We start from the raw sequence: 13,162 nt of genomic DNA, 5'->3' as shown, positions 1-13,162 counted from the left end.
CTCAGGATTCCGTATCGGAGACCGAGGCCACGAGCGCCTCGGCGAGGTCGGGTGTCTCCACGCCGATGAGCCGTCCGTGATCGAGGAAGGCGATCCGGTCGCCGAGGACCTTCGCATCCTCGAGGTCGGAGGTGGCGTAGATCGTCGTCAGTCCGAATTCCTGCTGCAGCTGCTTGATGAGCGCAAGTGTCTCAGCCTGCTGCTCGGGGACGAGATTGACCACGGGCTCGTCCATGATGAGCACCTTGGGCCGGCGCACCACGGCACGCGCCAGGGCCACGGTCTGGCGCTGCAGCTGGGTGAGGTCGCCGGGAACCGAATCGAGGATGTCGCTCAGCCCGATCTTGTCCATCACGGATTCGACGCGTTCGGTGATCTCGTCGGCGGGCAGGCCGTCGACGCGCAGCGCGAAGCCGAGATTGTCGCGCACACTCATGTGCGGGTAGAGCGCGTAGCTCTCCAGCGCCAGGGTGACATCGCGGTCGTTGACGGCGGCGTGGGTGATGTCCGCGCCGTCGATGAGGATCGTTCCGGACTTCGGGGTCTCCAGTCCGTGGAGCATCCGCAGGATCGTCGACTTGCCCGAGGCAGTGGGGCCGTAGAGGACGAGGAACTCACCGTCATCGACGAAGAGATTGAAAGGGTGAACGGATTCGGACGTCGTGTTCTCGTAGACATGACTGAGGCCATTCAACGACACCGTTGACATAAGTCCTCCTAAAACTTCTGAATAACTCCGTGAGCAGCTGGTCGTCGGTGACCCGGCAGGGATGCTCAGTCACTCTCATCCTAAGGGGTGGATGGTTGGGGTGCTCTGTGAATTCGACAAAGCGTAGAGTGATTCTCAGCACGATGGCTGTGCGCCGACGCATACCGCGGCGTCCACCCCGCCGGATGCGCCGACGCAGACCACGGCGCGAAAGTAGACTGACTCGTATGAAGGTCACGTTGGACGAGGTCGCCGCCCGGGCCGGAGTCTCCCTGGCCACGGTCTCCCGGGTGCTCGGTCGCCGCGGTGCCGTCGCCGAATCGACACGGGCGAAGGTGCTGGAGGCGATGAGCGAGCTCGGCTATTCGCGCTCGACCCTGCTCCATGATGCGCCGAGGCGGCTCGTGGCCGTCAGCGCTCCCGGCAATCCCGAACATTGGCAGGTCCAGGTCTGCACCCGCGTGGCCAAGGCCCTGCAGGATCATGATCTCCTCGTCACCCGCCCGCTCGTCGAGACCGACCCGGAACCGCTGCAGACCGCGATCGACGCGGGCGCCGTGGCCCTGGTGACCACGACGATGACGAGTCTGAATACGGAGATCCCCTGCATCCGCGTCGCCGAACAGTCCGCCACCGAGGAGGCCGACAGGCCCGGGATGGACGTTTCGGTGGCGGGGTCGACCGGGACAGGATCGGTTGGGCCGGGATCGGCCGGGCCCGGCAACGCCGATGTCATCGCCGCGCGCCTCGACCTCGGCGGTGGGATGACCACGGCCTTCGAGCATCTGCGGGCGATCGGCCACCGGAGGATCGGGCTGATCTGCAATGACAGCGGTGAGCTGGCCGTCCAGCTGATCCGCCGCTTCCTCGCCGAGCATCCGGCCCGGAACTTGGGTCTCGACATCGAGGACTGGATCTCACGGGTGCCGAAGTCGTTCTCCGGTGGGTCGCGTGCGGTGCTCGAGCTCAAGGACGCGACCTGCACGGCGGTGATCGTGCAGTCCGCGCTGCAGCTGCACGGTGCTCTCCACGGTCTGCGGAATCGGCATCTGCAGGTGCCGCGGGACATGTCGGTCGTCGGGTTCGGCGATTCCCCGACGATGAAGTTCACGGGCCCGCCGGCCACGGTGCTCGGCCTCGACGTCGAAGGGCTGTCGAATGCCCTCATCGATGCGACGTTGCAGACCCTGCGGATCTCGACGACGGGTCTGCCGTCGGTTCCTCCGGTGTTCCGTCCTCGACTCGTCGCCCGGACCTCGACGACGGCGGCTCGCCGATGAGCGAACACCTGCCCGAGCACCGGCACGTCCGTCTCGCCGAGATCGCCGGCACCGCAGGAGTCTCGAAAGCCACCGCCTCACGAGCCCTACGTGATCCCGAATCGGTGTCGGCCGCCTCGTTGGCGAAGGTGCGGCAGGCGCTGGCGATCCTCGGCGCTGCCGGGCAGGCCCCATACGTCGAATCCGGGGCACGGGAAAGATCAGGTGCCGGGGGAGGACCCGGTGCAGGCGCCGCCTCGTCGCTCATCGCGCTCATCAAACCCGCGGTGTCAGCGGGCAACGTCGACCCGTATTCGCGGCTGGTGGAGATCCTGACGAACCGGATGTACGGACTCGGCATCGCCGTCGTCCACATCGAGGCCATCGCCGAACGCAATGAGGCCCTCCTCGAGACGATCCTCGGCAGCGAACACGGCGGGCCCACGATCTCTGGAGCCATCGTCGTCGGCGGCGGTGCCGCCGGTGTGCTTGCGGGGATGCTCGCCGAACGCGGGCTGCCGCTCATCCGCATTTCGAATGCCCGCCACGACGACGGGATCTCGCGCATCTACCTCGACGCGACCGGCGGAATCGAGACCGCCGTGGCCCACCTCGTCCACCTCGGCCACAAGCGCATCGGACTCGCCGTGCTGCGCGATTCGGCTGCCCCGGCCCGCATCGCCGGCTTCCGCAGATCGATGGCAGGAATCCTCCACATTCCCGCCACCCGTGATCAGGCCCCCGTCGTCGAGGCTGCCGGCGGAGCCATGGCCGGAGTCGCTGCCGCCGAGGAGCTGCTCGATCTGCGCTGCACCGCCGTCATCGCCTGCGCCCCGTCCCTGTCCTTCGGCATGCTCGAGGCCGCCCAGCGGCTGCGACTCGGCGTGCCCAGGGACCTGTCCCTGCTCACGGTCGGCGACGTCCCCGACGCCGATGTCGTCCAACCGCCCCTGTCGCAGGTCGTCTACGATTGGGCGACCGTGGCGCAGTCGGCGATCGACGAGATCCGCGCGATGATCGCCGCCGGTGACGTGCGCGTACATGTCGACTACACGGTTGACCCTGACCTCGTCCTCCGGGCCAGCGCTGTGCCCCCGCAGCGCCGCTGATCTCGGGTTTCGATCACATTCATTCTCGCCGAGGCGGTCCTGCCGTGACGTGGATCCGACCGGTGAGTCGGATCGACCGGAGTGCGCAGAGGCGGTCCGATGCCGGTCGCGAACCGGATCATCTTCGGCGAGGCGGCTCGACCTCAGCCGTGGACTGTGCGGAGGAATTCCGCGCGTTCGGCAACGAGGCGGCCGAGCAGTTCGGCCACGGCCGCAGGATCGGCGATCCGCCATGAAGCGCGAGTCGGGGCGGACCCGACCTTGACGGTGAGACCAGCGTTCAGAGCGCGGGAGTCCGTGAGTTCGTCAATGGCCGCGAAGGCGTCCTCATCGGTGACATCGTCGCCGAGGTAGCCCATTGCCGTCGGTTCGCCGGCACGGGCGAGCAGCCGGATGCCATCGCCTTTCGTCGCCTGTTTCACCGCGAGTTCGGTGATGTCGTGGCCTTCGATGACACGGATGTCCGGGAACTCCGCGACCACCTCGGTGGCGTGTTCATGCAGGGCAGCGGCGGCCTCGGGAGCGATTCCGCGAGTGTGGACCGTCCGCGAATAGGGCTTGCGCTCGATGAGGAAATCCGAGGGGCCGTCGGCATCGCCCGAGTCGACCGCGCCCATCGCCGCGGCCGAACCGGGGTGTTCATCAGCGCCCGGAAGAGTGTGCTCGAACGCGTCGAGGTGAGTGTCGATGGCGGCGAGCATCTCCGCCTCGGCCGGAGTGAGTTCGGGGGACCGGAGCAGGCTGGAGGTGCCCTTACGAGCAGCGTCGCTGCCGAGCTCGGCCTCAGCCCCGTGCGAACCGATCAGCCACGCCGAGTCCGGCGCCTCGGACAGGCGTCGCAGGGTGGCGATATCGCGTCCGGACACCAGCGCCACCCGAGTGCGCGGCAGACCGGCAAGCCCCGCGATGGCCGAGGCCGATTCGGGGACCATCCGGGACGTGGACGGATCGTCCTGAAGAGGTGCGAGCACCCCATCGAAATCCAGGGCCAGCAGCAACGAATCGGCGGTGGCGAGATCGCGCAGGGCCACCTCGGCGGGGGCGGAGGGGGCAGGACTGAGCACGGTCGGCTTCGATGTCACTGGGCTTCTCCTAGCGGGCGGTGGAGATATCGTCTGTCCACTCGGCATCATCAGGTCTGTCGGCGCGATCCGATGGGGCCGCCGGCACATCCGGCGGCGGTGCGCTGCGGTTCTTCTGCACCACGGGTCGTTCGGGGACGATGACCTCGGGATTGTGTTTGATGTGCTCGAGTTCGGCGAGGAAGTTCTTCGACCACCGGCTCACGGTGTCCGTGGCGACCCTCTTGCGCATCTGCTTCATCCGACGTGTGCGAGTCCTCTCGTCCATCTGCACGGCTTCGAGGATGCCCGCCTTGAGATCGGCGATGTCGTGGGGATTGACCATCACTGCGCCCTTGAGCTGTTCGGCCGCCCCGGTGAATTCGGAGAGCACGAGGGCTCCGTCATCCCGCCTTCGGCACGCCACATACTCCTTGGCGACGAGGTTCATCCCATCACGCAGAGCGGTCACGAGCATGACATCGGCGGCGAGGAAGAATGCCGTCATCTCATCGCGCGGATAGGAATGGTGGAGGTACCGGACGGGAATCGATCCGACATCGACCTGCTCACCGTTGATCCGCCCGACGGCCAGTTCGACGTCGTGGCGGATGATCCTGTACTGCTCGAGCCGCTCCCGCGACGGGGTCGCGATCTGAATGAGCACGACATCCTCGACGTCGAGCCGGCCTTCGGCGAGCAGCTCTCCGAAGGCCTTGAGCCGGTGGCGGATGCCCTTCGTATAGTCCATCCGATCGACGCCGAGCATGACCACCCGAGGATTGCCGACCTCTTCGCGGATCTGCTTCGCCCGCTCGATGATCTTCGGATCGCGAGCGAGCTCCTCGAGATAAGGGGTGTCGATCGAGATGGGGAACGATTCGGCGCGGACGAGGTGGGCCGGGAGGAAGTCGCCCGGCGGGACCGAGACGGTCGACCCCTTCGTCGCATATCCCAGACGCCCGCGGACGGCACGGCGGAAGTTCGCTGCGTCCGCTGGCCGTTGGAACCCGATGAGATCGGCGCCGAGGAGCCCGCGGAGGATCTCGTCGCGCCACGGCAGCTGAGCGAAGAGCTCGTAAGGCGGGAAGGGAATGTGGTTGAAGAACCCGATCGCGAGGTCAGGACGCAGACGTCGGACCATCTGCGGAACCAACTGGAGCTGATAATCGTGAACCCACACGGTCGCGGACTGCGCAGCCACCTCGGCGACCTTGGCCGCGAAGCGCTCATTGACCCGAACATACGCATCCCACCAGGTGCGGTGGTACTCGGGAGGGACGATGACATCGTGATAGAGCGGCCACAGTGTGGCGTTGGAAAACCCTTCGTAGTACCTGAGGACATCCTCACTTGTCAGAGTCACCGGAGTCAGGTGCATGCCGTCGATGGTGAAGGGTTCGAAATCCTCGTCGGCGACGCCCGTCCACCCGATCCAGGCACCCTCCTGGGCCTTCATCACGGGAGCCACCGCAGTGACCAAACCCCCAGGTGAGGTGCGCCATCCGCGATTCGCGTCGTCGGGATCGCGGTCGACGGGCAGGCGGTTTGCCACGACGACGAAATCGCTGTCGCCGTAGGGGATCTCGGTGCTGGGCTCGGCAGAGTCGACGGTGCTCATCTGCGCCTCCTTCCTGTGTCGGTCCTTGGTATGAACTGTACTCGCTCGACTAGGCTTGGCCAGGTGATGGATCAGGAACTGGGAGGCTACCGCCTCATCGAGGAGCTCGGCTCGGGCGGCATGGGTGTCGTCTACCTCGGTGTCGACGGCGGAAACAACCCGGTCGCGGTCAAGGTCCTCCATCCGCATATCGCCAATGACGAGACCGCCAGGAAGCGTCTCGCCCGCGAAACCCGCACCCTGCGCCGGATCCGCCATCCCCGTATCGCCGAGGTGCTCGACGCCGAACTCGATTCCGCGCAGCCGTTCATCATCACCGAATTCGTCGACGGGCAGACCCTGTCCGATGACGTCCGCGACAACGGCCCCTTCGCCGAGGATGAGCTCGTCCACTTCGGCCACGCCCTCCTCGATGCTCTCAACGCCGTCCACGACGCCGGAGTCATCCACCGCGACCTCAAACCCGCCAACGTCATGATCATGGACGGCGAGCCGATGGTCATCGACTTCGGCATCGCCCAGGTCGCCGACGAAGTGCGCGTGACCGCCACCGGGCTAGTCATGGGCACCCCCGGCTATCTCTCCCCGGAGATCGCCGACGGCAAGACCTCGAGTGAGAAGACCGACTGGTGGGGATGGGCCGCGACCATGGCGTTCGCCGCCACCGGCCGCAACCCCTATGGCTCCGGACCCTTGGAAGCCGTGCTCGGTCGTGTGGCCATGGGCAAATTCGACCTCGACGGGGCGCCGAAGAACTTCGCTCCGCTCATCTCCGCCTGCCTCGATCCGAAACCAGAACGTCGTCCGTCGGGGCAGATGATCCTCGACGCCCTCGTCGACATCGAGTCCGGGCGGATGCCGCAGCTCGGTTCCGGTCCCAGCGGCGGGGCCGGCTCGGGTGGTCCGCAGCGGACATCGAGCGGAACCGCAGTCATGCCCGCCGTCGACGATGGTGGCAACGGTCACGGCGGTTCAGGTCGCGGTGGTGCCGGGGCCGCTGGGGCTGCGCTCGGGGGTGCGGCTCTGGGCGCGGGCACGGGGTACCCGGGAGCCGGCCCTTCCGGCAGCGGGCAGCCGCAGTACCCCGGGTCCAGCCGACCGACCAATCATGCCGGGTCCGGTCATGGTGTCGGGCCCAGCCAGGGAGCGGGCTACGGTCCCGGGCAGATGCGCGGGCAGCCGCCGCAGCAGGCGACCGCGCCGCCGATCAGCAACCCCAACGGCGGCATCCAAGCAGGCCCGGGATCGCCGATGGCCGGTGCCGACCTCGGGCGTTCTGGCTTCGTCCAACCCGGTCACGGACAGAACCTCGTCGGACCGGGTGGTCCCGGCGGACAACATGGCCAGGTTGCCCAGGGACAGTGGGGCGACCAGTCCGGTCCCGGCGGCCAGCACATGGGCCCCGGCGGCCAGCCGCTGCAGCAGGGCGGCCAGCAGATGCAGCCCGGCGGTCAGCCGTGGACGCCGATGGGATACCGACGAGTGCAGTCGGGCGGCTGGGTCGTCTTCGGACTCGTCGCCTTGGCCGTCGCCGTCATGCCGCTCGGCCCGCTGGTCATCAGCGTCGTCGCGCTGATCTGGTCCGTGCTTGCCCGCACCGGCACACGTCTGGATCGGAAGGTCCAGCGGTACCGGTTCGACCGCGGAACCGATTCAGGCGGATTCTTCCGGGCGCTCGCCTCGGCGCCGGGGGCCGTGCTGGCCTCGATCCTGACATCGGTGGCCTCGCTCATCCTGCCGGCGATCGCGGCCGCCGCCGCGCTCGTGCTCACCCGGCTCGACATCGCCGGGATCGTGCCCAGCGGGTCGTCCGAACAATGGTCTGTGTGGGCGGCCGGCGCCGCAGGTTCGCTCGTGCTGTGGATCGGGCCGGGAGCCTCGAGCCTGCGATTCGGCTCACGTCTGCTCGTCTCGGGAGCCACTCGCAATCAGCTCGGGCGCCTCATCGCCTTGGCGGTGATCGCGCTGCTCGTCATCCTCGCCGTCATGGTCATCCAGTCGGGGGCGGCCATGTCCTGGTGGCCGCTGACGATCAACCCCTTCGACTACCTGCCCGGACCGGTGTGAGCAGGTCGGACTGACTGTTCGGTGTGGTGCGGGTCGGTTGGCCGGGCGTGGGCGGGTTGGTCCGGCGCGGGCGGGAAAGTGGGAGTTCGCCTGGGCGATCGTGCGCCTGGGCACATGGGCACATGGGCACATGGGCACATGGGCACCTGTTCAACTGCGCGACCGTGCGACCGTGCGATTCGATCCGTACTGATAGCCGGAAGAGCCCGAGGTAGTTGAACGTTGTAGTTGAACCTTGAATGTTTCTGGGAGTCGGCGAAGCACCTGTTTCGGTACAGTGGTGCCGTCGGGTCGCGGAAGCCGTCCCGCACCGTTCGGGCCACAGGCCGCACTGATGTCAGACGATCCAACGTGAGGAACAATGGCGAAGAACAACTCCGCGGACGACAAGCGGAACCGCGCACGCGAGAACGCCCGCCAGATCGCGGCGAATCAGGCGAAGAAGGAGAAGACGGCGAAGACGATCCTGTACACCGGGATCGCAGTGGTCGTCGTCGCCGTGCTCGCCGTGGTCGGTGTGCTCGTATTCCAGCAGAGCAAACCCGCTGTCAGTCCCGCGAACTATGTCTCCGACGGAATCACCGTGGGCAAGGACAACACGCTCGTGCAGCCGCTGAAAATGGCGGAAGGTGAGGAATCGGATCTGCCGGCTCCGACCGAGGAGGGTGCGAAGAAGGGCGCCGCCACGGTCACCGTCTACCTCGACTTCCAGTGCCCCGGCTGCAAGGCCTTCGAGGAAGGCAATGCAGACATGCTGCGCAAGCTCGCCAACGAGGGGTCGATCGTCGTCAACTACAAGCCGGTGTCGTTCCTCGACCGCATGTCCAGCGGCAACGAGTACTCCACCCGCGCCGCCAACCTCGCCGCCTGTGTCGTCGACAGCCAGCCCGAGGTCGCCATGGACCTGTTCGACGCACTCTACGCTCAGCAGCCGGAGGAAGGCACCGAGGGCCGCACCGATGAGGAGCTGCTCAAGGTGGCCGAGGACGCCGGCGTCGACACCTCGAAGAAGCTCAAGGCCGATCCCGAGCAGACCGTGAAGTCCTGCGTCACGGACCGCACCTTCGACAAGTTCGTCGAACAGTCGAGCCAGACCGCTCTGGACGACGGTGTCGAAGCCACCCCGTGGGTGCTCATCAACGGCAAGCACACCGACAAGACCAGCGACTCGCAGGCCCTGGCCACCGAGATCCTCAAGGCCACCGGAGAGTTCAAGGGCTGATCGCCTGATTCCTCCCGGCCATCGCCGTGTGAGTAGGCCGGATCCCGCCGAGGTGGGGGGTCCGGCTTTCTCCATGCACCGCAGTTTTGTGGCCGGGGCCGGCCATGGACTACTATCGTGTAGGCGCGCACGCTCGGTGCGCACCACGCCTCCTTAGCTCAGTTGGTAGAGCACCGCTCTTGTAAAGCGAAGGTCGTCAGTTCGAGTCTGACAGGGGGCTCCACTCGGGAAAGCCCTGCGCATCGCTGGAAACAGTGAGCGCGGGGCTTTTTCTGTGCGCGGATAGCCGATGGCGACGGGCCCAGGGGTTATTGGCCGTGCTCGTTCAAGCACAAGCTACTCGTTCAAGCGCAGGCATCTCTCGTTCAAGGCGAGGCGCGGCTATCGATGCGTACACGGCGCGAAAAGTGCGCTCAGCCTTGAACGAGGCAGCGGAGCCGAAATGGCCGAGCGCTGCGGGCAAGCGGCGGAAGCGAGTGCTGCGGACTAACGGCGGACGAGTGGCCGAAGCGAGCGGTGCGGACGAGTGGCGGAAGCGAGCCGCCGGGCGACTGGCTGGCTTCGGCCATTGCGCCGTCGGGCGACCGGCTAGGCCTGGCCGTCGCGTCGGAACACGAGCATGAGGGAGCGCATGCTCAGCACGAAACCGCCGAAGAGCAGCACGAAGCCGAAGAACGAGTACAGGTGGATGTCCTTCGTCAGCAGCGGACCCTCATCGCTGGTGATGAGCATGATCGCTCCCACCACGGCGGCCCCGGCGAGGACGGCCACGATGAGCTGTTGGAACAGACTGGTGAGGAAGCTGCGGTCGGACGGGTTCTCGAGCACGCGCATGTTCATCGAGAACCGACCGTGCTCGAGATCCTCGGTGATCTTGTTGATCCGGCGCGGCATGCGGTCGATCATCGGCATCAGCTGCAGGGCCCGACGCTGCAGCTCATCGGTGATCTTCGTGCCCTTGAGCTTCGACCTCACGAGCCTGTTGCCCTCCCGCCGGGACACGGCGACGACATCGAAGTTCGGATCGATCGTCAACAGCGCACCCTCCACGGAGGCCATCGCCCGGAATGCGGCGCTGATCGGCGCCGGCACGGAGAATCGGTGCGCGAGCACGAGATTGAACAGATCATCGAAGAGCTTCTGCCCCTGTGCCGCGCGGGTGCCGCCGCCGTAGCGCAGCAGGAGTTCGCCGACGGCCCGTTCGACCTCCCGATCGTCGAGTCCGTCGGGACGCCCGAGGAGTTCGATGAGGGCGTCGGTGGCCCCGGCGCTGTCGTTCTGGTCGATCGAGTAGAGCATGAGTCCCAGCGAAGTCTGTGTGCCCGGATCGAGTCGGCCGACCGCACCGAAGTCGAGCAGCCCCAGCTTCCCCTCGGGAGTGATGAAGATGTTGCCGGCATGCAGATCGGCGTGGAAGATCCCGTCCCCGATGATCTGCTCGAGCGTGGCACCCAACAGTGTGGTGGCCAGCCGGGACCGTTCGGCGTCGCTGAGCCCGGTCAGCAGTGCCCCCGCTCGTGAGACCGGCTGTCCGGGCAGCCGATCCATGACCAGCAGGCGTTCGCCGCTGAGGCCCGGGTAGCCGTGCGGAACGGTGACGTCGAACTTCCCCGACCGTTTGAGAGAGGCCTCGATGCTGGCCATATTGTCCAGCTCGATCCGATAGTCGAGCTCCTCCTCGAGTGTGTTCGCGAATCCCGCGGCCAGCGACTGCACACCCAGATCCCTGCCCCAGGTCGTGGTCTTGTTCAGCCAACCCGCCAACCGCAGGATGATGTCGAGATCCTGAGTGACCTGATTGAGCGCCTTCGGCCGCTGCACCTTGACGATGACTTCCGTGCCGTCGAGCAGGGTCGCCTCATGGACCTGCGCCACCGAGGCGGCCGCCAGAGGCGTGGAGCCGATCCGTGCGAACACCTCTCCGATCGGTCGACCGAGCCGCTCGGCGATGGCCGGTTCGATGACCGACCAGGGCTCGGGTGTGACCTGGGTCTGGAGGGTTTCGAGCTCACGGACGAACACCGGCGGGAGGATGTCTCTGCGGGTCGAGAGCATCTGTCCGAGCTTGACGAAGGTCACCCCCGCCTCGGCGAGGGATTCCTTGAGCGCTCGTGCGGTCTTGACGTCGCGACCCGGCGAATCCCCTCCGAAGCCGCGCAGCTGGGAGCCGAGCCCGTGCCGCACGGCGATGGACACGACCTGGGCATAGCGGCGGCCGCGGCGACGGCGGGACTTCCACCCGAAGAACAGCGACTGCGGGCTCGGCAGGGATCCGGTCGGAAAGGCCGCTTCGAGCATGACGAGGGCACCGACGCCCAGGGCGAAGATCCACCCGAGGGCGAGCACCATGAACAGCACCGCCACTCCGGGGGAGACGTCGAGACCGTCGACGTTCTGCCCGGTACCGGCGCGGTAGAGATACTGGACGGTCACGGCCACGACGGCGCTCATGACGAGACCGACGGCGAGCGTGCGCGGCCAGCCGGTGGGAACGCCGACGACGCGACGGACCACGGTGGCGGCGAACCACGACTGGAGGAAGAGGAAGACGAGCGCAGCCAGGCTCACCAGCACATATCCGCCGACGTCCAGTGCTTCCATCGATGACTCTCCTGATCCTGTTCGGACTCCCAGCCGTGGGCCGGCCGCTTCTGGCCTTCAGCGTCGGGCTCGAGCGTCGGGCCGTCAGCCGAACATCGTCGAATCGGTCATCTCCAACCTAGTCCGTCGAGTCAGTCCGTGCGCGGCGGATCGAGGAGCCTCCGCCTTCCGGGCAGACCGACCTCACGGGCCCAGATGAGGATCCACACCGCACCGAGGAAGGCGAGCAGTCCCGGGAAGAGCACGCCGAACCGCAGGGTGGTCACGGTGATGATGAGCGACAGCAGCGTCGGCCCGCCGAGTTTGCCGCCGTTGTTGAAGATCGCCCAGATGCCGAGGAACCGCGGCCGCCCGACCGCGGGGGAGAGGTCCGCGCCGATCGTCATGTTCACTCCCGCGCCGAGGCCGTTGCCGAAGGCCATGACCGCGGCGGCGATGACCATCCCGGCAAGATCCGGTTTCGCGACCATGATGACGAACCCGGTGCCGAAGATGGACAGGCACGCGACGAGGGTCGCGACCCGACCGAGGTGATCCTTGATGTACGCGCCGAGGAACATGACGATGAGTTCGAGTCCGGCGCCGAAGGCGATGATGAGCGAGATCGAGGACTTGTGCAGACCGATCTCGACGCCCCACAGCTGGACGACGACCGGTTGGGCGGCGCGAGCCGCCGCCAGTGCGATGATCGTGACGCCGGTGAGGATGACCGATTTCCACCGCACGTCCAGCGGCGGCCGGCGATCCTTCTTCTTCCCCCGCCGAGGAGGGACGACGTCACCATGTGCCGGATCGTTCGCCGCGGCGGGGTCGGTCGCCTCGGTGGGATTCGGAATATCGGTGGGGGAGGGAACGTCATCGTCCGCGCGTGAGGTCGGGGCCGCCTCGGCGCGGTGGGGATGGTCGTCGAAACCGGGGATCTGCGCGATCGGCAGGGTCATGATCGCGATCGCGGCGACGGCGGTGAGGCCTGAGAAGACGAACACGGACCAGATCGGGAAGACGAGCATGAGGCCGGCGCCGATCATCGGTCCGACGAGGTTGCCGACCCGCTGCGTGCCGCCGAGCGCGGTCATCGCCTTGGCGAGGTCGGCCGGTGGCATCACCTCGGCGACGACGGCCTGCCGGGCCAGGCTCCACACATCGGAGACCGGGCCGAAGACCATGAGCGCGAGCGTGTAGATGAGCAGCGAGTACGGCGAATCCCAGATGAAGGCGGCGACGATGGAGCCGAGAACGATGATCGCCGCAATCGTGGCCACGAACATCGCACGAAAATCGCCGAGGCGGTCGATGAGGATCCCCGCCGGCACCGTGGCCGTAAGCGACACGGCCCCCATGATGCCGACGATGGCGGCGGCGAACGCCTGTGTCGACCCCAGCGAGAGCGCCCCGAGCACGAGGATCGGCATGATCGCACCCAGGCCGACGGCGAAGAGGGCGAACGGCACGAGGACCGGCCACAGGATGGGTTTGAGCACATGGCAAGTCTAGTTGGGGTGTGCGTGAGGTG

The 13,162-nt window shown here is 66.9% G+C and carries 9 protein-coding genes and 1 tRNA gene; 5 read left to right on the top strand and 5 right to left on the bottom strand.

Annotated elements, in window-relative coordinates; genetic code table 11:
* Position 1: 1 nt before the first annotated feature.
* Complete coding sequence (locus SB749_RS01935; RefSeq protein WP_410708756.1) at positions 2 to 709, bottom strand: ABC transporter ATP-binding protein; 708 nt, start codon at positions 707 to 709, stop codon at positions 2 to 4.
* Positions 710 to 936: 227 nt separating this feature from the next.
* Between SB749_RS01935 and SB749_RS01930 the strand changes: the two genes are divergently transcribed.
* Positions 937 to 1,989 (top strand): LacI family DNA-binding transcriptional regulator, encoded by a 1,053-nt coding sequence (locus SB749_RS01930; protein ID WP_410708755.1) that lies wholly within the window; start codon positions 937 to 939, stop codon positions 1,987 to 1,989.
* The gene (locus SB749_RS01925) at positions 1,986 to 3,077 is read left to right on the top strand and encodes a substrate-binding domain-containing protein (RefSeq protein ID WP_410708754.1); all 1,092 of its coding nucleotides are present in this window, start codon (positions 1,986 to 1,988) and stop codon (positions 3,075 to 3,077) included. Before SB749_RS01930 ends, SB749_RS01925 begins: the two co-directional genes overlap by 4 nt.
* Before the next feature lie 143 nt (positions 3,078 to 3,220).
* Here the strand turns inward: SB749_RS01925 and SB749_RS01920 are convergent, their stop codons facing one another.
* Positions 3,221 to 4,159 carry a trehalose-phosphatase gene (locus SB749_RS01920; RefSeq protein WP_410708753.1) on the bottom strand — a complete coding sequence of 313 codons (939 nt, stop codon included), beginning with the start codon at positions 4,157 to 4,159 and terminating at the stop codon, positions 3,221 to 3,223.
* A gap of 10 nt (positions 4,160 to 4,169) precedes the next feature.
* On the bottom strand, positions 4,170 to 5,759 hold the full coding sequence (locus SB749_RS01915; protein WP_410708752.1) for a trehalose-6-phosphate synthase: 1,590 nt from the start codon (positions 5,757 to 5,759) through the stop codon (positions 4,170 to 4,172).
* 66 nt (positions 5,760 to 5,825) lie between these two features.
* Between SB749_RS01915 and SB749_RS01910 the strand changes: the two genes are divergently transcribed.
* From SB749_RS01910 to SB749_RS01900, 3 genes are all read left to right on the top strand, one after another.
* The gene (locus SB749_RS01910; RefSeq protein ID WP_410709913.1) at positions 5,826 to 7,826 is read left to right on the top strand and encodes a serine/threonine-protein kinase; all 2,001 of its coding nucleotides are present in this window, start codon (positions 5,826 to 5,828) and stop codon (positions 7,824 to 7,826) included.
* 361 nt (positions 7,827 to 8,187) lie between these two features.
* The gene (locus tag SB749_RS01905) at positions 8,188 to 9,048 is read left to right on the top strand and encodes a DsbA family protein (protein ID WP_410708751.1); all 861 of its coding nucleotides are present in this window, start codon (positions 8,188 to 8,190) and stop codon (positions 9,046 to 9,048) included.
* Positions 9,049 to 9,195: 147 nt separating this feature from the next.
* Positions 9,196 to 9,271: transfer RNA gene (locus SB749_RS01900), tRNA-Thr, on the top strand.
* A gap of 365 nt (positions 9,272 to 9,636) precedes the next feature.
* On the opposite strand, the gene SB749_RS01895 is transcribed toward SB749_RS01900, so the two are convergent.
* On the bottom strand, positions 9,637 to 11,649 hold the full coding sequence (locus SB749_RS01895; RefSeq protein WP_410708749.1) for an ABC1 kinase family protein: 2,013 nt from the start codon (positions 11,647 to 11,649) through the stop codon (positions 9,637 to 9,639).
* 131 nt (positions 11,650 to 11,780) lie between these two features.
* Positions 11,781 to 13,130: an MFS transporter gene (locus SB749_RS01890; protein ID WP_410708747.1), complete on the bottom strand. Its 1,350-nt coding sequence runs from the start codon at positions 13,128 to 13,130 to the stop codon at positions 11,781 to 11,783.
* Positions 13,131 to 13,162: the final 32 nt, after the last annotated feature.

The sequence above is a fragment of the Brevibacterium sp. SIMBA_078 genome (assembly GCF_046534565.1).
GTDB lineage: Bacteria > Actinomycetota > Actinomycetes > Actinomycetales > Brevibacteriaceae > Brevibacterium.
Note: the sequence above shows the minus strand (reverse complement) of the source record. Positions and strands in the feature narration are given on the sequence as shown.